We start from the raw sequence: 23,830 nt of genomic DNA on the forward strand, positions 1-23,830 counted from the left end.
GTCTCCGCGATGTCGGCCTCGCTGTGCCAGCTGGGGACGAAAAAGCGCATGCGAACCCACATCCGTCGGCGCCGCTTCTGACTCGGCATGCCGGTCCTGCTGCTCGGCCGACGGCGGGCGCGATCGGCCAAGATCGGCCACGCACCATCCGCAGTCCACCCTGCGCGCGCCACGCCAGGGAACGCCAGTTGCCCGCGCTTCGTGGTTCGTGGTTCGATCGCACGCACCCCAACCCATTGGAGAACGACATGGTCAGCAAGAACACGATTTGCCTTTGGTACGACGGCACCGCCTTGGAGGCCGCGCGGTTCTATGCCGAAACGTTTCCGGACAGCGCCGTGGGGGCTGTTCTTCACGCGCCGGGCGACTATCCCGATGGCAAGCAAGGTGACGTTCTGACTGTCGAATTCACCGTGATGAGCATTCCTTGCCTCGGGCTGAACGGTGGGCCGACCTTCAAACACAACGAGGCATTCTCGTTCCAGGTGGCGACCGACGACCAGGCCGAGACCGATCGCTTGTGGAACGCGATCGTCAAGAACGGCGGCCAGGAAAGTGCCTGTGGCTGGTGCAAGGACAAGTGGGGCTTGTCGTGGCAGATCACGCCACGGGCCCTCACTGATGCGATCACCGACCCCGATCGCCGGGCCGCCAAGCGCGCCTTCGACGCGATGATGGAGATGACAAAGATCGACATCGCTGCCATCGAGGCAGCCCGCCGGGGCTGACGCCGGCAGGCGCCGCTCCAGCAGTGTCGACCGGGCGGGCCTTTGCCGCCTACGGCCGCACCATGCTGTAGTGCGCCAGAACAGCCTTCGCCGGCAGCTCGCGCTTGTACACCGCCACCTTCGCAATCGCCCCCTGAAAGTACCCGCGCAGCCCGACGCTGGCGATACGGAATGGGGCGCTGCCGTTCTTCGGCACGATCTGGTAGTCGAGCAGCGAGTCCTGGTCCCACCGCTTTCCGTTGCGGTAGACCTTGGTGTAGCCGGTCGGGTAGTCGGCGCTGGTCTTGCGGGTGTTGATCACCAGCACGTAGTGGATCCACTCACCGGCGACCACCGGCTCCTGGAAGTAGCTGCCGGCGCCGAGGCCACCACTCAGGTTGAAGGCGTAGCCGCTGATGCGATTGGGGCGCGGTGGGTCGATGCCGTCGCCGGCCCAATCGGCATCGTGCGAATACATGCGCGCGACGTACTCCGATTGGCCGCTGGTCGACTTGCCGAGCCAGTGCACGTAGGGCGTCGTGTCGGATTCCTCGTTCGGAAAGTTCAACACGTCGGGCCGCAGCCAAGCCTCCATCGTCAGCACGCCGGACGAGCTGACGCTGAGGTCGTCGCGGTCGGCGACTTCGACGTACTGCCGCACGCCGTCGAACTTGAGTGCCGGGTCGCCGTTGGCGAAGGTCGTCGTGGTCGGGCCGTGGTACGGCGTGCCGTCATGGCCGCGCCCGCTCAGGTCTTTCGTGCCGTTGGCGCCGCCGAGCGGCAGATACATCACCGGCCTGTCGGCGAGCACCCGGTCGTCATAGGCCGATGTCGATGGGGCCGTCAACCCCCGTGGCTCGTTGGCCACCGCCGCGCAAGTCACCATGCACACGAGGGCCGCCACCAGAACCCTCACTTCCGGTCCGGCCGCACGGCGGCTGCCCAGGGTCAACGGCAACGAAACCTTCATGGCGTTTGCTCCACGTGCGCAGTCCCATCGGGCCGGGTCGTTGGTACCCGGCAAGGCTTGCAGTGTGGGGCGCGCGGCAGCACCCGTGCGTTCGGAAATGAAACTGCCGTCAGCGCTCTTGCCGTCGCTCCGGCGCCGCCGGCCCGATTCAGCTTCTGCGCTTGCGCCGGTACATGTCGGCATCGGCCTGCTGGATCAGCGACGGCACGTCGTCGCCGTCGCGCGGGTACAGAGCGACACCGATCGAGACGCCGACTTGCGCGTCGCGGGCGGCGTCGATCGGTTCGCTGAGGCGGGCTTCGAGTTGATCGCTGATGCGCCGCGCCAGCTCGACCTGGCCGATTCCGTCGAGCACGATCAGGAATTCGTCGCCGGCCCAGCGGGCAACGAGGTCGCCCTCGCGCACCGACGCGGCCATGCGGTTGGCCAGCTCGCGCAGCACCTGGTCGCCGGCACCATGGCCGTAGTGGTCGTTGACCTTCTTGAAGCCATCGACGTCGAGGAACAGCAGCGCGAACGGCTGTGTGTCGCTGTCGCGCCGGTGCTGCTCGATGCGGTCGCTGATGCGGCGGATCGTCGCCTCGCGGTTCGCCAGGCCGGTCAGGCGGTCGGTCGACAGCTTGTGGCGCATCGTCGCAAAGCTCTGCGCGAGGTCGCCGATCTCGTCGTGCCGATCGATGGTCAGCGGTGTATCGAAATGGCCATCGCCGATCTGGCGCGCCGCCACCGCAATCGCACGCAGGTCGCGCGAGACGACGCCAAGGCTGATCCAGCCCACGCCGACCACCGCCAGCGCCGCCAGCAGCGCGAGCGCCAGGCTTTGGTAGAGGTTGGCCGTCACGCGGTGCAAGAAATCGCTGCGTGGCACGGCGACGGCGATGATCCAGTCCAGCCCCGCGTTGTCACGCAGGCGCGCGGAGGCCACCTGCACCGACGCGCCATCGGGCCCGTCGATGCGCGTCGACCGCGTGGCCGCGCCCTCGCCCACTTCGTCGATCAGTGCCTTCACGTGGGCATAGGTCATCGACAGCAAGGCGTCTTGCGCAGCGGCGGCGTTCAGGCGCTTGGCGCTGCCGTCGGTGTCACGCTGCAGATGCACGCCGCGCGAGGTGGCGATCAAGTCGCCATTCGGCTCGACGACGAAGGCCACGCCGTTCGCGCTGGGTTGCAGCGACTGAACGAATTCGCTCAGCTGGCGCAGCGACACATCGGTGGCGACCACGCCACGCATCTGGCCGTCGGGCCCCGGCACCGACCGTGTGCGCGTGGTGACCAGCTCCTGCGTGCGGAAGTCGATGTAGATCGGCGACCAGCCGTCGCCAGGGCGCGCCTTGGCCGCCTGGTACCAGGGCCGCAACCTCGGGTCGAAGACCTTGGCCTCGGGCATGCTGTCGTGCAGCAGGCCGCGCGGACCCTCGAAGCGGAACAGCGTGCGCGGGCCCTCGCCGCGCAGGCGCAGGCGCAACTCGGCGGAGTCGACGCCGTCGCGCCACAGGCCGAAGAAGCGGCCCTGCTCGTCGCCGTAGTAGGCGTAGTTGTTCAGCTCACGGTGGACGGAGGTGGCGAGCCAGAAGCGCATGCGCAAGCCCTCGAGTGCAGGCTCGATCTCGTCGGGCGCGGGCTCGCCGGCCGGGAAGGCGATGTCCAGCACGCGGCGCGAGCCTTCGAGCTGCTGGTCGACGGCGCGTGCGATGCGGCCCACCGTTTCGGCCAGCAGCCGCTCGGACAGCTCGTCGACCGCATCGCGCCCGGTGCGGTAAGACAGCAGGCCCAGCACCACGGCGAGCCCGAGCACCAGCGCTACATATGGCAGGGTCAGCAGCTGCCGCAGGCTGAGCCAGCGGAAGGGATGCATGAAAAGACCTGGTCAGCGGGGCAGCGCGGTCAGCCAATCGGCCAGGTCGGCCTTCAGCTGGCGAATGTCGGCTTCACGCGTGTACATCATGTGGCCCGCGCCGTAGTAGCGGTGGGTGATGCGTGCGCGCACCTCGGCGTTGATGTCGAGCTGGTCCAGGCTCCAGTCGGTCGCACTGTAGGGCGTGCCAAGGTCGAACTGGCCGCTGGCGACGAACACGCCCAGGTGCGGCAGGCGGCGCATCGCACGCGCAAGATCGGTGCTGGTGCAGGTGAAGCTGTTGCCCTGGCCGTCACCGCGGTTCCAGTTCCACGCCTTGTGTGCCTGTTCGGACATCGGCACGTAGACACGCTCGACCGAACCTTCCGATTCGCCGATGCCCAGCGTGCTGCGGAAGTAATCCATCGCCGCCATCGTGTAGGGCGCCACCAGCGCGTCGATCGACGGGTCGAACTCCCACTCGCGCTTGCGGTCCGGCCCCATCGGGCCGGCGACTCGCGCATCGAGCCGGCCCAGCACCTGGCCCCGATCACGCAGCAACTCGTGGAAGTAGCGGAAGTCGGACACGCGCAGGTGCATGTGCTCGACCACCGCCGCCGGCAAGCCGATCAGCTCGCCCACGCGGCGGGCGATCCGGTCACGCTCCTTGTCGGTCAAGGTCGCGCCGCGGTGCAGCGCGCTCAGGTAGTCGGTGTGCACGAAGTCTTGCGCGGCCTGGCGCGCGGCGTCGGCCGATTCGGCCAACGGCCCTTTCAGGCAGCCGTGGTACTGCGCCGTGCCGGCGAACGCGGGCAGGAACAGCGCGTACGGCAGGTCGTTGCGCGGCGCGAATTCGAGCGCCTGGATGTCCATCGCACAAGACACCAGGATCAACCCGGCCAGTGCCACGCCCTGCTCGCACAACAACTCGGCCATCGTCGCGGCGCGCGTGGTGCCGTAGCTCTCGCCACACAGGTAGACGGGCGAACCCCAGCGGCGGTGCCTGCCGAGCCAGGCGCGCATCGCCTCGCACAGCATCGCCACGTCGCCGTCGACGCTGAAGGCCTTCTTGCGTGCGTCTTCGCTGGCGGTCAGCGAGAAACCGGTGTGCGGCGGGTCGATGAAGACGAGGTCGAAGTGCTCGAACCACGACAGCGGGTTGTCTTCGACGCGGTACGGCGGCGCCGGCATGCCGCCGTCGTCGCGCACGCGCACGCGCTTCGGACCGAGCGCACCCAGGTGCAGGAACATCGACGCCGAGCCGGGGCCGCCATTGAACGCAAAACAGATCGGGCGGTGGGCGGCGGCCTCACCCTCCAGCTGGTACGCGGTCATGAAGATCGCCGCGTCCGGCTCGCCGTGCGATTCGCCCAAGGTGCCCGAGCGCACCGGCACGAAGCCGGCGTCGACCTGGTAGGCCAGGCGCCGGCCGCCCAGCACCACGCTGCCACCGCTGCACGCCGGCCTTTCGGACAGGGCCTGGTCGACCGCCGCACGCTGGCGCTTGTTCGCTTCTTCCTTCTCGGCCGCCGTCGACCTGGTTGTCTCGCTCATGTCGTATCCCTCTGCTTGTGGTGTTGTCGGAGGCGCTGCTCTGCGTCAGCTGCCTGGGCCCTGGAAACCGCCGGCGCGGTAGGTCAGCACCAGGGTATCGCGGTGCCCGCTGCCGCCGGGCTGCAGCGGCTGGATCGGGGTGGATTCGTGGATCACTTTCGCATCGTCGAGCCACAGGGTGGAGAACGGCTCGCTCAGCGTGAAACGCAGGCCCTCGCGGCCCTCGGCGGCGAAGACCCGCGTCTCGGCGCCTTTGATGCCCTCGCGAGCGATCAGCGTCACGCCGACCAGGTCGACCCCGTCACGGTGGGCGCCCTCTGGTGTCGGGCGGCCGATGCCGTCGGTGGTATCGATGCGGAACAGATGCGCCTCGACGTACCACGGCTGCACGCCCGGGCCGCCCGCGGGGGCTGAGTCGCCGCGGGCGCGGCGCTTGGCCGACTCCAGCGCCGAGGCGCGCGCGGCCCCCATCAGCAGCCAGCGCGACCACAGCGGGTCGGCCACCAGCGCCTCGGGCAGCGGATCGAAATGGCGCTCGATGCCCCCGTGCAGCGCGTTGTATTCGACCGGCTGCCAATGCGGACGGTGCGGCTGCGGCAGCACGGATTCGCCATCGATGATGAAGCAGCCGTGCCGCCGACGCCGGTAGCGGCCACCGTCCTTCAAGTACGCGTCGGGCGGCAGCTCGTCCCAGAACGGCAGCCAGCGCGCCAGCGCGGCCACCGGCTCGCCCAGCAGTTCGGCCGCACCGGCGGCCCCGAGAACGGCAAAGCCCAGTTCAGCCAGCGCGGCGTCCTGCTGGTCTGGCGGGCAGATGGGTGGTGAAAGCAGCATGGTGGGATTGTGACAAGGCTTGGGACGCGCGGCTCGAGCGTCCCCCTACCAGGTGTCCAGCAAACCCCGCCGCGGTGGCAGTGGCGCGCCGGCCGTCGCCCGCAGGCCGCGGGCCAGCCACGCCCGGGTTTCGGCGGGGTCGATCACGTCGTCGATTTCCAGGTGGCTGGCCATGTTGATCGCCCGACCGCGGGCGATGTGCTCGGCCACGAGCTGGTCGAACAAGGCCTGGCGGCCCTCTCCTGCCGCGTCGAGCTCTTTCCTGAAGCCCAGCCGCACGGCGCCCTCGATGCCCATCGCGCCGAACTCGGCGCTGGGCCAGGCGGCCGTCGCCACCGGGGCGTGGAAGTGGCCCGCCGTCAACGCCATCGCGCCCAAGCCATAACCGCGGCGCAGCACCACGCTGAACACCGGCACCCGCAGCGCGGCCGCATTGACGAACAGGCGTGCGGCGTGGCGCACCATCGCCGTGGCCTCCGACGCCGGGCCGACCATGAAGCCGGGCGTGTCGACCAGCGTGACCAGTGGCAGCTCGAAGGCGTCGGCCAGTTGCATGAAGCGGGCGAGCTTGTCGCAGGCCGGGGCGTCCAGCGCGCCGGCCAGGTGGCGCGGGTGGCTGGCGGCCAGCGCGACCGGCTTGCCCTCGATGCGCACGAGCGCGGTGATCACGCCGGGGCCGAACTCGGCACGCAACTCCATCACCGAGCCCACGTCAGCCAGCGTGCGGATGATCAGGCGCGGGTCGTACAGCGCGTTGCGGCTTTCCGGCAGCGCATGGCGCAGCGGCGCCTGGTCGGCCGCCTCACCGGCCGACAGCGCGCCTTGGAAGTAGCCGAGGTAGCGCTTGGCGGCGGCCACCGCCGCAGCCTCGTCGGCCACCCGCAGGTCGATCACGCCGTTGGGCCCCAGCACCGACACGGGCCCGACGTCTTCGGGCGCCACCTTGCCCAGGCCCCCGCCTTCGATCATGGCCGGGCCGCCCATGCCGATGCTCGCCGAGTCGGTGGCGATGATCACGTCGGCGCAGCCCAGCAGCGCGGCGTTGCCGGCAAAGCAACGCCCGGCGACGATGCCGACGCGCGGCACCTGGCCCGCCAGCGCGGCCCAGCGGGCGAACGTGGTGCAGTCGAGCCCGGCAACGATCGGCCAGTCCACATCGCCCGGCCGGCCGCCGCCGCCTTCGGCAAACAGCACCACCGGCAGCTTCAAGCGGCCGGCCAGCTCGAGCAGTCGGTCGCTCTTGCGGTGGTTGAAGACGCCCTGCGTGCCGGCCAGCACGGTGTAGTCGTAGGCCATCACCGCGCAGCGCGCCCGTTCCGCGCCCACCTCCACCGCATTGACCGTGCCAATGCCGGTGACCAGGCCATCGGCCGGCGTGTTGGCCACCAGGTCATCCAGCGAACGCCGGCTGCGCTGCGCCGCCACGGCCAGCGCGCCATATTCACTGAAGCTGCCCGCGTCGAACAGGTCGGAAACGTTTTCTCGCACGGTGCGACCACCGGCCGCATGGCGACGCGCGGCAGCCTCCGGGCGGGCGGCATCGGTCAGCTGATGGCGGCGGCGCTGAAGCGTCTGCAGCTCGGGGTGCGCCGCCGCCGCGACGGGCGTGGCGGCCGGTGTCGCGGCAGACGATGCCTCGGCGCTCTCTTCGAAGCGCGCCAAGGCCTCGCCCTCGCCCACCGTGTCGCCCACCGCGATGTGCAGGGCGCGCACGCAGCCGGCAAACGGTGCCTCGACCGGCACTTCCATCTTCATCGACTCGATCACGACGACCGGCCGGTTGGCGGCCACCGCGTCCCCCACCGCGGCCTCGACGGCGATCACCACACCCTGGACCGGAGAACACAGGCTGACGGATTTCATGGGCTCATTCTGGAGGCAAGTCGCGACGCCGGCCTAAACTCGCCCGAGCCGCCGACGGCTGCGCTTCACCCGCCATGACCGCCACGCCCCGCGACCCGAGCTTCGACCTTGACCAGCTGCACATGGCGTTGGACATGTCCAACGTCAGCATCTGGCGGCTCGACCTGGCCACGCAGCGGGTGCATGCCAATGCCGCCGGCTTCCGGCTGCTGGGCTTGCCGCCGCGGCCCGAGGGCTGGCTGGTGGACGACATGATGCTGGCGATCCACCCGGACGACCGGCCACTGATGGTCGAGGCCGCGCACCGCGCGCGCGAGCAGGGCAAGCAGGTCGAGGCGCTGGCACGCTTCAGGCACGAGGACGGCCAGTGGCGCCAGGTGCTGACCCGCCGCATGGCCGTGCGCGACGACGAAGGCAATCTGGTGGCCTTCGTCGGCATGGCGATCGACGTCAGCGAGCGGCTGCTGGCCGAGCAGCGGCTGCGCGATGCCAACCAGCGCATCGCGCTGATCGCCCGCACCGCCGGCATCGGCACCTGGGAATGGGACCTGCCCGACGGCACCAGCCGCTGGGACGAGCAGATGTTCCTGCTGCGCGGCCTCCCGCCGCAGCCACAGGCGCCGACCATCGCCGAGATGACGCAGCTGCTGCATCCCGAAGACCGCGACTACGTGAGCCAGCAGATCCAGCGCGCCATCGGCGGCCGCGGCGCCACGCAGTACGAGTTCCGCGTGATGCTGCCCGATGGACAGGCGCGCTGGCTGGCCTCACGTTCGGTGCCGGTGTTCAACGACCAGGGCCAGATCATCCGCCGCCTCGGCGTGAACTGGGACATCACCGCCAGCCGCGAGGCCGAGGCGCAGCGCCAGGCCAAGGCGGTGGCCGAGCGCGAGAGCGAGGCCAAGTCAGAGCTGCTGGCACGCATGAGCCATGAGCTGCGCACACCGCTGAACGCGATCCTCGGCTTCACCGAGTTGATGCTGGCCGACGGCGAGCGGCAAAGTGCGAATGCCCGGGTCGCCAGGCTCGAACACATCCAGTCCGCCGGTCGCCACCTGCTGGCCTTGATCAACGATGTGCTGGAGCTGGCCCGCCCCGGCGGCGAGGCCGAAACCGCGCATCCGCTGGGCCGCGTGCCGCTGGACGACCTGTTCGCCGACAGCCTGCCGCTGATCGAAGGCATGGCACAGGAGTGGAACGTGACGCTGCGGCGCGATCCATGCGCCCCCGGCCTGGCCGCCCAGGCCGATGCGTTGTGGCTGAAGCAGGTGCTGCTTAACCTGCTGACCAACGCCGTCAAGTACAACCGACCTGGTGGCTGGGTCGACCTGAGCGCCCGCACGGTGCCGAACGATCGGGTTTGCATCACCGTGCGCGACGGCGGCCACGGCATGTCGGCCGAGGCGCTGGAGCGTGCGTTCGAGCCCTTTCACCGCGCCGCCGAGCGCCAGCCGGGCGTGCCCGGCGTGGGCATCGGCCTGGCGGTGGTGAAGACGTTGATGGAGCGCATGGGCGGCGAGGTGTCGGCGCGCAGCACACCCGGCCACGGCAGCGAGTTCGAACTGTGGCTGGGCCGGGCCGACGGTGAGGCGGCCCAGGCCCGCAGCTTCGTCGTGGTTGAACAGCAAGCGGCGCCACCACCACCCCGACCTCCGATCGTGGTGTCGCGGCCCGTCTCGCCATCCGCTCCACCCACCCCGCTGCCTGCATCAGCCCCCGCGGCAGCCACTGCTCCGGCGCCCCCCGGCAACGAGCCGGTACTGCTCTACATCGAAGACAACCCTGTCAACGTGATGATCGTGCAGGAGCTGGCCGAACGCCGGCCCGGCCTGGTTTTCCACAGCGCGCCCGACGGCGGCAGCGGCCTGCGCAAGGCGGCCGAGGTCGCGCCTTCATTGATCCTGCTGGACATGCAACTGCCCGATCTGCACGGGCTGGAGGTGATGGCCCAGCTGCGCAAGGACCCGCGCACGCTGCGCATCCCGTGCATCGCGCTGTCAGCCAACGCGATGCCCGAGGACATCCGCCACGCGCTGCAGAGCGGCTTTGCCGACTATTGGACCAAGCCGCTGGACTTCGGCGTCTTCAACCAGGCGATGGACGCGCTGTTCCAGACCAAGGCAGGTTGAGCACCACGCGCAGCCCCGGATCGGCCGCCTCGAAACGCAGGCTGCCACCATGCGCCTGGGCGATCAGCCGGCACAGGTACAGCCCCAGCCCGACACCGCCGGTGGCGCGCTGGCGCGCGGCGTCGGCACGGTAGAACGGCTCGGCCAGGCGAGCCAGCACCTCGGGCGGCGCGCCGGGGCCATGATCGCGCAAGGTGACCGTCAACACCCCATCGGCCAGGCGCGCCTGCAGCTCGGGTGGCTGAGGTGCATCGACGGCGTGGCGCAGCGCGTTGTCGATCAGGTTGCGCATCAGCAGCGTCAGCCGCGTGCGGTCGACCTCGGCGCCCGGAAGATCTGCGGGGATGTCGACCATCAGCGGCTTGCCGATGAAGGGCCCCGCCTGGAGATTGGCGACCAGCGCCGAGAAATCTGTCGGCTCGCGCTGCAGCGCGACGTGCGGCTGGGCCAGGCGTTCACTCTCGATCAGGCTGGTGATCAGGTCGCGCATCTCGGCCAGGTCACGCAGCAGCGCGTCGCGCTCCGGGCCCTCGGGCACCAGCTCGGCATTCAGCCGCGCGCGCGTCAGGGGTGAACGCAGCTCATGGCTGATCGCCAGCAGCAGTGCGCGTTTCGCATCCAGCATGCCTGACAGATCGGCCGCCATCGTGTTGACCTGCTCTGCCAGCTGACCCAGTTCGTCGTGCCTGTGCAACTGGATCGGCTGGCTGAAATCGCCGCGGCCGAAACGCTCGACACCAGCACCGATCGCCTTCAAGGGCCCGAACAGGTGGTGTGCCAGCTTCCATGCCACCGCCGTCAGCATCAGCAGCACCGTCAGCGTCATCCAGCCGATCATCCGCGGCCGCTGCATCCAGGCCTGCGAATCGAGCCCGAAGCGGATGCGGTGGCCGTCGGCGGTCGTGCGCACCAGCAGCTCGTGCGGGTGCTCATCCATGAACTGCGGACGGGTCGTCGGTGAGCGCCAGTGCACCACCGGCCCGTCGATCTCGACCGATAGAGGCAACTTCTCGGTCAGCGCCTGCGCCCGTGCGATGTCCGGCGGGCTGCCCAGGTCGTCGGCCAGGCGGTCGACATAGTCGGCCACCAGCGGCTTGATCACGTCGCGCCAACCGGTGCTGAACGCGCGCTGCATGCCGAACATGAAGGTGCAGCTGATCGCCAGCGCCAGCGCGAGGAACAGCACGATCAGCCGCAGGCCCAGCGAGTGGCGCATGCGGCGGTGCCAGCGCTGATGCCAGCTCGCGTTGCCCGGGCACGGACTGCGCCGGGCTGCGCCGGAGGGCATCGAATGTGTTCTCATTTCGCGCCGTTCTCGGTCGGCGCACCGGCGAAGGCATAGCCGGCGTTGCGCAGCGTCTTGATGCAGTCCAGCGGCTCGAGCTTGCGGCGCAGCCGCGAGACCAGGATGTCGACCGCGCGGGTGGCCAGCTCGGCGTCGTGGCCGCGCAGGCGATTCAGGATCTCATCGCGGCTGAAGACCTTGCGCGGCTCGCTGGCCAGCAGGGCCAGCAGCTCGAACTCGGTGCCGGTCAACTCGACCACGGCACCCTGGCGGCGCACTTCGCGCCGCGCCAGGTCGATCGAGATCTCTTCGAAGCAAAGCTGGTCCGGCGACACCGCCACGCTCGGCGCCGAAGCCGCCGTCACGCGGTGGCGGCGCAGCACGGTGTGCAGGCGCGCGGCCAGCTCACGCGGCTCGAAAGGCTTGGGCAGGTAGTCGTCAGCGCCCAGTTCCAGCCCGACCACCTTGTCGGGCAGCTCGCCGCGGGCGGTGAGCATGATCAGTGGCAGGTCGGCCATCGCGCCACCGCCTTGGCGGATCGTGCGCAGCAGCTCGAAGCCGTCCATCTCGGGCAGCATCACGTCGAGGATGGCGGCGTCGAACCGCTCTTCGCGCAGGCGCGCCAGCCCCAGGCTGGGCCGGCCTGCCCAGGCAAGTTCGAAGTCGAAACGTTTCAGGTACGTGGCGAGCGGCGGTGCCAGGTGCTCGTCGTCGTCGATCAGCAGGATGCGGGGCATGTCGTTATCGTCGCACGGCCGGGGGCCCGTGCGTTCCCTCCGGGGGCTGCAATGGCCGCAGCCCCCGCATTGCTACACGCGCGGCCAGCGCGCGGCCGGTCCAAGGCTTGGCTTGCAAGCCAAGCCGGCTGTCCAGGCGTCAGGCTATGCATTGGCGCATCCTGACGTCCGGCGTCGCCCAAAGCGGTCGCGCCACCATCCCGGATGGGTGGCGCCAGTACGCCAGCGCCGGGTGTGCCACGTCTTCACCAGCGAATTTCGCGCCGCGCCCAGCGCGTGCCGACAAGAAACAAGGTCCCGGCCAGCGCCAGCGCACTGGCAATGGCGCTCCAGATGGTCGCCTCGTCGCGCATCGGCAGGCGCTGCACCGCCACCGCCAGGCCGCCCAGCAGCAGCAGGCCCAGCACGCCGGTGACGACCTGGCCCACCGCCTGCGGCATCTGCGGCGCCCACAGGGCCCAGAAGGCCAGCGCGGCCAGCACCAGCATGCTCACGGCGTGCCAGGCGACGAGGCCGCCGTCGGATGGCGGCGCCGCTGCGTCCAGCAGCAGCGCCAGGCCACCGACCAGCGCAATCGCCAGCGTGATCAACGCGCGGCCGACCGGCCGGTGCGGCCACATTTCAACCTCTCCAGCCGTGGTGACCGCGACGCGCCATGAAGTCGCGCAGCTTCTGCTGCTGCTCGGGCTTCAGGCTGTCGTAGAAGGTCGCCATCGCGGCGATCACCGCCGGGCTCGCCGAGCGCACGACCTCGGTCTTCTCCAGCACCAGGGTTTGCGCGCGGGTCGCGTCGAAGCGCTCGCCGGCGATCAGCGCCTGCAACTGCTCGCGCGGGTGGGTGCCGCCGGGCATGAAGTTCTGGCGCTGCGCGTGCAGCGTCTCGCCCAACGCGACGAGGTGCTGGCGCTGCGTCGCGTCCAGCTCCAGCACGCTGCTGGCGCGCTCGACCATCTTCTCTCGGAACTTGGCCGAGTCGGCCTCGTTCATCGAGCCGTGGCCGTGCCAGCCGCAGCCATCGCGCACGTTGCTGGCGAAGGCCATGCCACCGAGCGCGACGCTCGCACCCAGGGCAGCAATGAGGGTGTTCTTGATCCAGGTTCGCATGGTCGGCTCCTTTGACGGCGAATGGGAAGTTCAGGTGTCGCCATCGTGCCGGCCGGAGCCCCCCGCGTCCTTTCGCCGCGGTATCGGCGTGTTTCGTTTCTTGTCAAGGCGCCGGTTTGACCGCCGCGCGCGGCCGGGAGTCGGCTTGTCCTGCGCCATCTGGCCTGGGCAATGGGAGCGGCGTGACTGGCGGGAACGAACCCCGCGGGCTGAACTCGACGGTGGTGCCCACCGCGTCGCCACAGGCCAGACCCAGCAGGCAGCCCGCGAAACGATCCGCCAGGGTGATTGGATCAGACACTCAAGCCCCGATCCAACATCGACAACGCATGGCGGAACTCGCGGCGCAGGCAGTAGAGCTGCGCCGGGCGGTGCGCGCCGCCCGAGGTCTGCGCGCCGGGGATTGCCTCGAGCATGCCGAGCTCGTCCATCTTGCGGCGAAAGCTCACTTTGTTGAGCGGCTCGCCCAGCACCGCTTCGTAGACGGATTGCAGCTGCGGCAAGGTGAACGCTTCGTCGCACAGGTAGACCGGCAGCGACGAATACTGGCTCTTGCTACGCACACGCTCGACGGCCGCGGCAACGATGCGGCCATGGTCGAACGGCAACGCCGGCAACTTGGCGACCGGGCGCAATTGGCGCCCGGTGCCGTCGACCGCCAGCACGCCAGCCGGCAGCAACGCGTAGTACGCGATCGAGATGCTCCAACCTCGCGGGTCCCGCCCCGGGCCGGAAAAGGTGGCCAACTGCTCGAGGTAGGGGCTGACAATGCCGGCCTTGTCGCGCAACACCCGGGTGGCGGCGTCTTCGGCACTTTGGTCTTCTTGTGCATGCAGGTAGCCCCCCGGCAAGGCCAGCGAGCCATTGAACGGCTCGCGGTCACGCTTGAGCAGCAACACGTGCAGGGCATCGTCTTGCAGCGTCAGCAAGGCGATGTCGACGGTGCAGATGATGGCGGGGAACTCGGGCATGACTCACGCCGATTCTGTTTGGACAAGTTGGATACAAACAAATCACTTCATCGCGCGAAGTGGCTCTCATGCTACATCAACAGTCCCTTCCGAAAGAAAACCCATGTTAGTTGCATAACTGTACTAACTGAGCTACACTGGCTTCACAGTCGAATCAAGGACTCTCCACCATGAGCACCCGCACCCAGCTGCTGATCATCGACCCGCAAAACGACTTCTGCGACCTGCCCGAGGCCTACCGCCCGATCGACCCCGTCACGCACTTTCCGCAGGCGCCCGCCCTGCCGGTCGCCGGCGCCCACGCCGACATGCAGCGCCTGGCCAGCTTTGTCGACCGCGCCCGCAGCACGCTCGACGCGATCTGCATCACGCTCGATTCGCACCATCGCATCGACATTGCCCACCCCGGCTTCTGGTGCACCGGCCAAGGCACGGCGGTCAACCCGTTCACCAGCATCACCGCCGAACAGGTGCGCGCCGGCACCTTCCGCCCGCGCGACCCCGCCGCCCTGCCCCGCGCACTGGCCTACCTGGACGAGCTGGACGCGCGCGGCCGCTACACGCTGATGGTCTGGCCGGTTCATTGCGAGATCGGCACCTGGGGCCACAACGTGCACGCCGACCTGAAGGCCGCCCTGTCGACCTGGGAAGAAGAGAAGCTCGACATCGTGCAGATCGTCCACAAGGGCGAGAACCCGTGGACCGAACACTACAGCGCGATGCAGGCCGAAGTGCCGGATGCCGAAGACCCGCACACCCAACTGAACGAAGCGCTGATCCGCCAGCTGGACCAGGCCGAGTTGCTGCTGATCGGCGGCGAGGCCAGCAGCCACTGCGTGAAGGCGACCACCGAGCACATCGTGGCCCACCTGCCCAGCGGCAACATGCACAAGGTGGTGCTACTGACCGATGCGATGAGCCCGGTCGGCGGCTTCGAGGCACAGCATGCCGCCTTCTTGGCCGACATGCAGGCCAAGGGAGTCAGGCTGGCGACGTGTGAGGATGTATTGAAGACATTGACCGATTGATGTTGATGGCCATGCGATGGGCTTCGACAAGCTCAGCCGGAACGGGATGGAGTACTGCCCGAATCACACCCACCCGTTCGCCCTGAGCTTGTGGAAGGGCCCGATCATCCTGAGCCTGTCGAAGGGCTTACCCGCCAACTCAACCCAACAAGAACACCATGCAGCCCGTGATCCAAAGCCTGCTCGACACCGATCTCTACAAGTTCACGATGTGGCAGACGATGCTGCATCGGCACCCGCAAACACAGGCCGAATACACCTTCGTCTGCCGCAACGCCCCCGCCTACCCGCTGGCCGAGCTGCTGGCCGACGTCGAGCGCCAACTCGACCACCTGTGCAGCCTGAGCTTCGCGCCGACAGAGCTTGCCTACATCGGCAGCCTGCGCTTCATCAAACCGGATTTCGTCGACTTCCTGCGCATCTTCCGTTTCCAGCGCAGCTTCATCGAGGCCAAGGCCGACGGTGAGCGCTTGAGCATCATCGCCAGTGGCCCGCAGGTCCACGTGATGGGCTTCGAGATCTACGTGCTGGCTATCGTCAACGAGCTGTACTTCCGCCGCCTGGCCCAACCCGACACGCTCGCCGAAGGCCGCCGCCGATTGACCGAGAAGATCGATCTGTTGCGCGCCTTTGGCAGCGAGCCGCCTCGGCGCCACCCGTTCGAGCTCTTCGACTTCGGCCTGCGCCGGCGCTTCTCGGGCGACTGGCAGCGCGAGGTGGTGGCCACCTTCAAGCGCGAAGTCCCCCAGTACTTCAAGGGTACGTCGAACGTGCTGCTGGCGCGCGACCTCGGCCTGGTGCCGATCGGCACGATGGCGCACGAGTACCTGCAGACCTACCAGGCGCTGGGCGTTCGGCTGCGCGACCACCAGAAGGCCGCGCTCGAAGACTGGGTGCAAGAGTACCGCGGTGACCTCGGCACCGCACTGACCGACGTGGTCGGCATGGACGCCTTCCTCGCCGACTTCGACCTCTACTTCGCCAAGCTGTTCGACGGCCTGCGCCACGACTCGGGCGATCCGTTCGTCTGGGGCGAGAAGGCGCTGGCCCACTACGCCAAGCTGCGTATCGATGCGAACACCAAGCGACTGGTGTTCTCTGACGGGCTCGACGTGCCCCGTGCGCTTGCGTTGTACCGCCACTTCGCGGACCGCACCCAACTGGGCTTCGGCATCGGCACCAACCTCAGCAACGATGTGGGCCTGACACCGCTGAACATCGTGATGAAGCTGACGCACTGCAACGGCCAGCCGGTGGCGAAGCTGTCTGACAGCCCGGGCAAGACGCTGTGCGACGACCAGACCTTCCTCGCCTACCTGCGGCAAGTCTTCAACGTGACCGCCTGAAAGCACCCGCCATGCTCACCCTGACCCTGGCTCAGCTCAACGTCACCGTCGGCGACGTGGCCGGCAACGTGCAGAAGATGATCGCAGCCGCCCACCGCGCGCGCGACGACGACTCGTCGCTGGTCATTTTTCCCGAACTGTCTCTGACCGGCTATTACCCCGGCGACCTGCTGGAAGAGCCCACCTTCCGCGACCGCATCGATGCCGGTTTGGCCGAATTGCGCAGCGCATCGCGCCAACTGCCGCAGCTCCACTGGGTGATCGGCGCACCGCTTCGCCGTGAAGGCCCGGGCAAACGGCTGGAGAACTCGCTGGTCGTTCTGCACGCAGGCGAGGTGGTGCTGCGCTACGCGAAGCAACTGCTTCCGACCTACAACATCTTCGACGAACGGCGCCACTTCGAGCCGGGGCCGGACGTGGCCAAGGTGCTGCGCATCGGCGATGCGCAGGTCGGCTTGATGATCTGCGAAGACGGCTGGAACGACGACGGCGCCGACTACCGCGTGAACCCGTTCGAACGCATGCGCGACGCAGCGCCCGACCTGGTGATCTCTATCAACGCCAGCCCGTCCAATATCGGCAAGCGCGAGCAGCGGCACCAGGTCTTCGGTGACGCCAGCAAGCGCCACGGCCTGCCCATCGTTTACGTCAACCAGATCGGCGGGCACGACCAGTTGGTCTACGACGGCGCGTCGTTCGCGGTCGAGCCGGACAGTGGCGTGGTGTTCGAAGCCGAGCGGTTCACAGAGGACCTGCGCACGCTGCGCTTCGACAACGGTCGCTTCCTGACACGCGATGGCGACGCACCGCCGCCGGTCTCGCACGACGGATTGCCGATGATGGCGTTCTACCAGGCGCAGATCGTGTTGGGCCTGACGGACTATGCGCGCCGCTGCGGCTTCCACCAGGCGGTCGTCGGTTCGTCGGGCGGCATCGACAGTGCGCTGACGCTGGCGCTGGCGGCGCAGGCGCTTGGGCCGCAGAACGTGATGGCGGTGACGATGCCGTCGCGCTTCTCATCCGCAGGCTCGGTGGATGACTCGGTCATCTTGTGCCGCAACCTCGGCATCGAGCTCACGACCCACCCGATCGCCGACCTGGTGGCCGGATACAGCGCACAGTTCGCGCAAAGCTTCGGCCGGCCACTCGAAGGCCTGCCGCTCGAGAACCTGCAGGCCCGCATCCGTGGCACGATCCTGATGGAGTACTCGAACAGCTTCGGCCACCTGCTGCTGACCACCGGCAACAAGTCCGAGATCTCGGTCGGCTACTGCACGCTGTACGGCGACACCAACGGCGGCCTCGGCCTGCTCGGCGACCTGTACAAGACGGAAGTGTTCGCGCTGTCGCGCCATGTCAACGAGGCGGCCCGCCGCGAGTTGATCCCCAACGCCATCATCGACAAGGAACCGTCCGCCGAACTGGCGCCGGGCCAACGCGACACCGACAGCTTGCCGCCCTACCCGGTGTTGGACGAGATCCTGAAGCTGCTGATCGAAGGCGAACGCCTGGCCGCGTGGGAATACGCGGAGGCCACCGCGTTCGTCGACGGCCTGCAAGCCAATGAGCAGGGCCGCGCGCTGGTCGAACGCATCCGCAAGATGATCGCGCGCAACGAGTACAAACGCCGCCAGGCACCGCCGATCATCCGGGTTCGCGCCCGCGCCTTCGGCACCGGCCGGCAGATGCCGATCGCCGCCAAGTACTGATCCCACCGCCAGCCACCACCGCTTCATGCGCACGCCACCACCCGCCGTCGTCCCCACCCTTCGCGCCGCCGTCTGCATCGGCCGCTTCCAGCCCTTCCATGCCGGCCATTTGGCGATGCTGCGGCGCGCCTTGGAAAAGGCGCCGCGCTGCGTCGTCGTGCTGGGCTCGTCGTTCCAGGCCCGCACGCCGAAGAACCCGTTCAGCTGGCAAGAGCGCGCCGAGATGATCCGCCTGAGCCTGCCGCTGGAAGACCAGGACAAGCTGCAGTTCCTGCCGCTGCGCGACTGGTACGACGAGGCCCGCTGGACGGTCGCGGTGCGCGAGGGCGTCGAAGCGCTTTGCCCGCCAGCCGCCCGCGCTGGTGACATCGCGCTGGTCGGCCACTTCAAGGACGCCACCAGCAACTACCTGCGCAACTTCCCCGGCTGGCGTATGTTGAGCGTCGATCGCCTGCACCCGGCCGACGCCACGTCGCTGCGCGATGCCTACTTCGCGTCGTCGCGAGAAGACATGCCCGGCACGCTGGCCGCACTGGTCGACCAGGTATCGCCCGCTGTGAAGGCTTTCTTGCAGAGCTGGAGCGCGCTGCCAGCGTTCGACGCACTGCGCGAGGAATGGACGATGCTGCGCAACTATCGCGCCGCCTGGGCCACCGCGCCCTACCCGCCAGTGTTCGTCACGGTCGACGCGGTGCTGCGCTGCGCGGGCCATGTGCTGTTGATCCGCCGCGGCCAGGCCCCCGGCAAGGGCTTGTTCGCGATGCCCGGCGGCTTCATCGAGCAGCGCGAAACGGCCTACCAATCGGCGCTGCGCGAGCTGCATGAAGAAACCGGGCTGAACCTGCTGCCCGAGTCGATGCGCCAATCGCTGTGCGCCACCCAGGCCTTCGACCACCCCGACCGCAGCCAGCGCGGCCGCACGATCACCCACGCCCACTACTTCGACTTCGGCGACCGCGAGCTGCCCGAAGTCCGCGCCGGCGATGACGCTGCCAGCGTGCAGTGGGTGCCTATCGATCAGTTACTGAGCCTGGAAGACCAGTTCATGGACGACCACTTCCACATCCTGGACCACTTCCTCGGGCTGACGAGCGGCCATTGAAAAGGAAGGGGCGCAGCCCTTGCGGACTGCGCCCCTGTATGGCCTGACTGTCAGGCCAACTGTGTCACGGCACCGGCCGGCGCCGTGGCGTGGTGATGCAGCTGCATCGAGAACTGCGCCCTGCCCGATGACAGTGCGCGCAGGCTGCCGATGTAGCCGAACATCTCTTTCAGCGGCACATGGGCCTCGACCACCGCAGCGTTGCCGCGTTGGCCTTGGCTGCGAACGTGCCCACGACGGCGGTTCAGGTCGCCGATCACGTCGCCCAGATAGTCCTGCGGCGTGATCACTTCGACAGCCATGATCGGCTCGAGCACCTCGGGCGATGCCAACGCCGCCACCTCGCGGAAGGCCGCCGCCGCCGCCAGCTCGAAAGCCAGCGTCGACGAGTCGCGCTCGTGGTGGCTGCCATCCAGCAAGGTCGCGACAAAGTCGACGACCGGATAGCCGGCCACCACGCCCACTTGCGCTGCGCGGCGAATGCCCGCCTCGACCGCCGGGATGAACTCGCGCGGGATCGCGCCGCCCACCACCTGACTCTCGAAGCGGATGCCTTCGCCGCGCGGCAAGGGCGCCACGCGCAAGTGCACGTCGGCAAACTGCCCCGGGCCGCCCGACTGCTTCTTGTGCACGTGGCGGACCTCGGCCGTCGCCGTGATCGTCTCGCGGTACGCGACCTGCGGACGGCCGACCACCACGTCCACGTTGTGACGCGAACGCAGGTTTTCGACCGCCACCTCGAGCTGCAGTTCGCCCATGCCGGAAAGAATCGTCTGCCCGGATTCGGCGTCGTGCCGAATATGCAGGCTCGGATCCTCGCGCAGCATGGACTGCAGCGCCTTCGACAGGCCCTGGCTGTCCACTTGCCGGCGCGGCTCGATCGACACGTCGATCACCGGCTCGGGCACCACGATCTCTTCCAGATGAACCGGATGAGCCCGGTCGCACAGGGTGTGACCGGTCAAGGTGTCCTTCAGCCCGACGATCGCGGCAATGTCGCCCGCCACCAGCTCGTCTCGCTCGATGTGGTCGCCCGCATGCACTTCGTACAGCCGCGTCGCCCGCTCGCTGCGACCGGTGTTCGCGTTGAACACCATGTCGCCGCGCTTCAGGCGGCCGCGGTAGACCCGCACGAAAGTCTTCGAGCCATGGTCGTCGCTGACCAGCTTGAACGCCAGCGCCGCGAACGGGCCCGCCGGGTCCGACTCGGGTTGGCCTTCGAAGCCAGCCGCTTCGCCGGGCTTTGGCAGGTAGGCCACGACCGCATCAAGCAGGGGCTCGACGCCGCGGTTGCGGAAAGCCGAGCCTGCCAGCACAGGCACGAACGCACTCTTCAATGCCCCCGCACGGATGCAGCGTCGCAAGGTCTCCACGTCGATCGCCTCGCCGTTCAGGTAGGCAGCCAACGCCGCATCGTCGTGCTCGACCACCGCTTCGACCAACCGGGCCCGGTGTGCAGCTGCGAGCGCCGCCATGTCAGGCGGCACGTCGTCTTCACGCAAGGGCTCGGTCGCATCGTCACGGTCCCACAGCAACGCGCGCATCGTCAGCAAGTCGACCACGCCGCGGAAGCCAGCTTCTTCGCCGATCGGCAATTGCAGCGGCAACGCGCGTACGCCCAGGCGCTCTTCCATCATCGCGACAACGCGAAGGAAGTCTGCCCCGACACGGTCGAGCTTGTTGACGAAAGCGATGCGCGGCACGCGGTAGTTGTCCGCCAGGCGCCAGTTCGTTTCGGTCTGCGGCTCCACGCCGGCGACGCCGTCGAACACGACGACCGCACCGTCGAGCACACGCAGCGAGCGATTGACCTCGATGTTGAAGTCGATGTGCCCGGGCGTGTCGATCAGGTTGATCTGCGTGCCCTTCCAGTGCACGGTGATCGCCGCGCTGTTGATCGTGATGCCGCGCTTGCGTTCCTGCGGATCGAAGTCCGTCACGGTGTTGCCGGTGTCGACATTGCCGATGCGGTGGCTCTCGCCCGTGTAGAACAGGATGCGTTCGGTGGTCGTGGTCTTGCCTGCGTCCACATGGGCAATGACGCCGATGTTGCGTAGGTTTCGTTGCGCCCCAAGGTCCGGACCCTGCCCGGCCCGCCCCCCAAGGGGGTTCAAAGATCTCGGGAGCGGCCCTGCGCTCTTTGTGGATGTCGAGTTCATGGCGATTCTTTTCTCGTCGGCGGCACGGTTCATGGTGTGCGCACCGCCGCCAGGTTGGCAAGAGCCAGCCCTGGCAAGAATCGCCGGGGCTAGCGCAAAAGTTGGTGGTTGCGGCCGAAGCACGGGCGCAGCAAGGGGCTCACGCTTCGGCGAGTGCGAATCGTGGCAATCAGCTTGTCGTAGGTGCGCATGGTTGAACTCTGGAAAAAAACAAACCCCGGGAGGCGGTGGCCTGGCCGGGGTTGTTTGTCCCGAAAGGCACACGGCCTTCCGAACGCGAGCGAAAGGCGTGTCAGGTGGCGAAAGTCGCCTTGATCGCTGCGGTGTTCTTCATGATGTCGCTATTGTCCTCGCGCACGAAAGCGCCGACAAGCGGTGGGGGCATCGGCTGTGGGGGCGACGTCACGCTTCGACGATGACGTCTGTGTCAGACGTCGTATTCGACGTAGGTGTGATCTTCGCCGGCGAGTGATTCTTCAATAATGGAGCGAATGGTTGTCCATTCGCCACCAGCCAGGCCGGCCCCGATCTTCGGATAGGCGATTCGCTTTCCTGAAAACTCGAGCTTCACCGCGTTCATGACTCTCCGGATTGCGTCGTAGTCAGCCTTGACGCCAGCGCCGCGCCAGTGAAGTTGCGTATAGCCATTGACGACGTAGAAGTCGACCCCATCGCGGTTCACGGGTGCTACGGAAATGGTACCGAGCTTGGCCGCATCACCTTTGGCCGTGGCGCAGTCCGCCGCATAGACCTCTGGGAAGAGCCGCTTGAGGGAAAGCGCAATGCCCTTCCCCATCTGGCATTGGCAGTTGCAGCCATGAACGATGACATCGAACTCACCTTCCAGTGCAAGTTGCAGCAGGTCGCCTGTGATTTGCTTCATGGCAGTTGCGTCGCCCGATGTTTGGTCAACACTCGTTTCATCGAAGACCGATTCATGCGTGCGCCTTCGCGAAGCGGTGAATCACCTCGATCACACCGACGATGTGGTCGTTGAGTTGTTCCAGTTCTTCTGCCGGCACCCACCACTCGGTGTGACGGCCCGCCCCCACCGTGTGGATCGGATAGCGCTGCATGAACGACTGCTCGACCTCGAAGCGCGTCACGAAGCCTTCCCCGCTGGCTTGCACGTTCCAATCGCGGGCGACCTCGATGGCATAGCCTTCGTTCGTCACCGGATAGAAGATCGGTTGATCGGGCAGCCTCGGTGGCCAGCGCTTGAAGCCACTGGCTTCGACCAGCGCCAGTTCCCGCGGGCCGGTCGGGCGGTACAGCGCGACCAGCGGGCTCAGGTACTGCGCTGGCACCGCATCCGTCAGCCACACGCCGTTGGTCGAGCGATGGAAGACGTGCCCCTCGACATGCATCCGCCCGGCATCGACTTTCAGCAGCACGGACTCACCGCGGCGAGCACCGACGGCCGTTGCGGTTGAGGCGCTTTCGCTCAGGTGGACATGGTGGCGTGCTCGCTTGGCCAGCCCCTGCGCCAGGATCGACGGCAGGAACCGCTTCGTCGTGCCGTGCAGCAGCACCGCGGGTGGCTCCTGCGGCGGCAGGCCCAGGTCGACCTGGACCGAATGGCCCTGGTTGGCGCGGATGCGGGCGCCGTCTTCGCTGAGGGCAAAGCGTTTCTTGTCACTGGTGCGCACAATCTCTTCGAGTGCTTCGCGCGAGAGCGCATGGCCCGCTGCGGCGCACTTCGCGAGCAGCTCGTCAACCGACGTCCAGCCCGCCTCATCCAGCACCAGCCCGATCAGGCCGGGCTGGTGGCGCAGCACGAGGCTGAGGAACTTGCTGGTCGACACGAGCCGATTCTGGCCCGCGCTGTTCTTCTTGTTGGTAGTCATCTTGTTGTTCTCCCTCTCGGAAAAGTCGTTCTTGATTCTTCGGATTAGTCATAAGTTGCCCTGAGCAACTTACAACAAGTTGGACAATACAACTTACACTGCGGATCGTCAAGCGATGACGTCGCCGATGCCGTCTCGAGATCGCCACAGCCCCGTTCCGAATGACCAGGAAGACATGACCAGCAAGCCCACGGCAACGGCCAAACCGCCAGCCCCGCCCAAGTTCCCGCTGCCCTACACCACAGTCGACATCGTGATCTTCACGGTGCGAGACGGCGTGCTCGAAGTGCTGCTGGTCAAGCGGCCTGGCGACACCGGCGAGCCGTTTCCAGGTCGCTGGGCGCTGCCGGGTGGCTTCGTCAACATCGACGTCGATGCAAACCTGCTCGCCTGCGCACGACGCAAGTTGCTGGACAAAACCGGCGTGGTCAGCCCGTACCTCGAACAGTTGGGCAGTTGGGGCGGGCTGGCCCGTGACCCGCGCGGCTGGTCGGCGACCCACGTCTATTTCGCGCTGATCCCCGGAGCCGAGCTGCAGTTGCGCCAGGGCGCCAACGCGGCGGATGTGGCCTGGCTGCCGGTGGATCGTGCGCTCAAGACCAAGCTGGCCTTCGATCACAGTGAGATCCTCGCCGCCGCCGTCGAGCGCCT

20 protein-coding genes and 1 pseudogene are annotated in these 23,830 nt (G+C 67.8%); 7 read left to right on the top strand and 14 right to left on the bottom strand.

All coding sequences use genetic code 11. The annotated features are described in order from the left end of the window. Positions 1-248: 248 nt before the first annotated feature. Entirely contained in the window at positions 249-728 is a 480-nt protein-coding gene (locus VFY73_RS09985) for a VOC family protein (protein WP_329718184.1), read from the top strand. Between the two features lie 49 nt (positions 729-777). Here the strand turns inward: VFY73_RS09985 and VFY73_RS09990 are convergent, their stop codons facing one another. The 5 genes from VFY73_RS09990 to VFY73_RS10010 all read right to left on the bottom strand — a co-directional run bounded on the left by VFY73_RS09990 (position 778) and on the right by VFY73_RS10010 (position 7,762). Then, entirely contained in the window at positions 778-1,677 is a 900-nt protein-coding gene (locus VFY73_RS09990) for a LamG-like jellyroll fold domain-containing protein (RefSeq protein WP_329718186.1), read from the bottom strand. A gap of 148 nt (positions 1,678-1,825) precedes the next feature. After that, positions 1,826-3,532 (bottom strand): bifunctional diguanylate cyclase/phosphodiesterase, encoded by a 1,707-nt coding sequence (locus VFY73_RS09995; RefSeq protein ID WP_329718188.1) that lies wholly within the window; start codon positions 3,530-3,532, stop codon positions 1,826-1,828. A gap of 12 nt (positions 3,533-3,544) precedes the next feature. Continuing rightward, entirely contained in the window at positions 3,545-5,065 is a 1,521-nt protein-coding gene (locus VFY73_RS10000; RefSeq protein ID WP_329718190.1) for a S10 family peptidase, read from the bottom strand. A 45-nt stretch (positions 5,066-5,110) separates the two neighbouring features. Further along, positions 5,111-5,899 carry a 2OG-Fe dioxygenase family protein gene (locus VFY73_RS10005; protein WP_329718192.1) on the bottom strand — a complete coding sequence of 263 codons (789 nt, stop codon included), beginning with the start codon at positions 5,897-5,899 and terminating at the stop codon, positions 5,111-5,113. Positions 5,900-5,944: 45 nt separating this feature from the next. Beyond that, positions 5,945-7,762 (bottom strand): carboxyl transferase domain-containing protein, encoded by a 1,818-nt coding sequence (locus tag VFY73_RS10010; RefSeq protein WP_329718194.1) that lies wholly within the window; start codon positions 7,760-7,762, stop codon positions 5,945-5,947. A 74-nt stretch (positions 7,763-7,836) separates the two neighbouring features. On the opposite strand from VFY73_RS10010, the gene VFY73_RS10015 reads away from it, so the two are divergent. Further along, positions 7,837-9,891 (top strand): hybrid sensor histidine kinase/response regulator, encoded by a 2,055-nt coding sequence (locus tag VFY73_RS10015; RefSeq protein ID WP_329718196.1) that lies wholly within the window; start codon positions 7,837-7,839, stop codon positions 9,889-9,891. Here VFY73_RS10015 and VFY73_RS10020 read toward each other — a convergent pair. From VFY73_RS10020 to VFY73_RS10045, 6 genes and pseudogenes are all read right to left on the bottom strand, one after another. Further along, positions 9,848-11,107, bottom strand: coding sequence for a HAMP domain-containing sensor histidine kinase (locus VFY73_RS10020; protein WP_329718198.1), 1,260 nt, complete (start codon positions 11,105-11,107; stop codon positions 9,848-9,850). The genes VFY73_RS10015 and VFY73_RS10020 overlap by 44 nt on opposite strands. An 83-nt stretch (positions 11,108-11,190) precedes the next feature. Next, positions 11,191-11,913 (bottom strand): response regulator transcription factor, encoded by a 723-nt coding sequence (locus tag VFY73_RS10025; protein ID WP_329718200.1) that lies wholly within the window; start codon positions 11,911-11,913, stop codon positions 11,191-11,193. Positions 11,914-12,158: 245 nt separating this feature from the next. Next, positions 12,159-12,533 carry a hypothetical protein gene (locus VFY73_RS10030; RefSeq protein WP_329718202.1) on the bottom strand — a complete coding sequence of 125 codons (375 nt, stop codon included), beginning with the start codon at positions 12,531-12,533 and terminating at the stop codon, positions 12,159-12,161. A 1-nt stretch (position 12,534) separates the two neighbouring features. Beyond that, positions 12,535-13,017 (bottom strand): Spy/CpxP family protein refolding chaperone, encoded by a 483-nt coding sequence (locus VFY73_RS10035; protein ID WP_329718204.1) that lies wholly within the window; start codon positions 13,015-13,017, stop codon positions 12,535-12,537. Between the two features lie 180 nt (positions 13,018-13,197). Next, positions 13,198-13,306: pseudogene (locus tag VFY73_RS10040) on the bottom strand (ADP-ribosylglycohydrolase family protein); the annotation flags it as partial. Between the two features lie 4 nt (positions 13,307-13,310). Continuing rightward, on the bottom strand, positions 13,311-13,988 hold the full coding sequence (locus tag VFY73_RS10045; RefSeq protein ID WP_329718206.1) for an NUDIX hydrolase: 678 nt from the start codon (positions 13,986-13,988) through the stop codon (positions 13,311-13,313). 170 nt (positions 13,989-14,158) lie between these two features. On the opposite strand from VFY73_RS10045, the gene VFY73_RS10050 reads away from it, so the two are divergent. From VFY73_RS10050 to VFY73_RS10065, 4 genes are all read left to right on the top strand, one after another. Continuing rightward, positions 14,159-15,016, top strand: a complete 858-nt coding sequence (locus tag VFY73_RS10050; RefSeq protein WP_329718207.1) for a cysteine hydrolase — start codon at positions 14,159-14,161, stop codon at positions 15,014-15,016. A gap of 158 nt (positions 15,017-15,174) precedes the next feature. Continuing rightward, positions 15,175-16,362 (top strand): nicotinate phosphoribosyltransferase, encoded by a 1,188-nt coding sequence (gene pncB / locus VFY73_RS10055; RefSeq protein ID WP_329718209.1) that lies wholly within the window; start codon positions 15,175-15,177, stop codon positions 16,360-16,362. An 11-nt stretch (positions 16,363-16,373) separates the two neighbouring features. Next, a complete protein-coding gene (locus VFY73_RS10060) occupies positions 16,374-18,071 on the top strand; it encodes an NAD+ synthase (protein ID WP_329718210.1) in 1,698 nt (565 codons plus the stop codon). A gap of 25 nt (positions 18,072-18,096) precedes the next feature. After that, entirely contained in the window at positions 18,097-19,173 is a 1,077-nt protein-coding gene (locus VFY73_RS10065) for a bifunctional nicotinamide-nucleotide adenylyltransferase/Nudix hydroxylase (RefSeq protein WP_329718212.1), read from the top strand. A 50-nt stretch (positions 19,174-19,223) separates the two neighbouring features. Here VFY73_RS10065 and fusA read toward each other — a convergent pair whose 3' ends face one another. The 3 genes from fusA to VFY73_RS10080 form a co-directional block, all read right to left on the bottom strand. Then, on the bottom strand, positions 19,224-21,287 hold the full coding sequence (gene fusA, locus VFY73_RS10070; RefSeq protein WP_329718214.1) for an elongation factor G: 2,064 nt from the start codon (positions 21,285-21,287) through the stop codon (positions 19,224-19,226). A 472-nt stretch (positions 21,288-21,759) separates the two neighbouring features. Next, positions 21,760-22,215: a macro domain-containing protein gene (locus VFY73_RS10075; RefSeq protein ID WP_329718216.1), complete on the bottom strand. Its 456-nt coding sequence runs from the start codon at positions 22,213-22,215 to the stop codon at positions 21,760-21,762. 52 nt (positions 22,216-22,267) lie between these two features. Continuing rightward, positions 22,268-23,179 carry an RNA 2'-phosphotransferase gene (locus VFY73_RS10080; protein WP_329718218.1) on the bottom strand — a complete coding sequence of 304 codons (912 nt, stop codon included), beginning with the start codon at positions 23,177-23,179 and terminating at the stop codon, positions 22,268-22,270. Between the two features lie 175 nt (positions 23,180-23,354). Here VFY73_RS10080 and VFY73_RS10085 point away from each other — a divergent pair. Beyond that, the coding region (locus VFY73_RS10085) for an NUDIX hydrolase (RefSeq protein WP_329718220.1) at positions 23,355-23,830 on the top strand (476 nt) is incomplete at its 3' end.

Origin of the sequence: Ideonella sp. (assembly GCF_036277275.1) — a bacterium.
In the GTDB taxonomy this organism is placed as follows: domain Bacteria; phylum Pseudomonadota; class Gammaproteobacteria; order Burkholderiales; family Burkholderiaceae_C; genus Ideonella.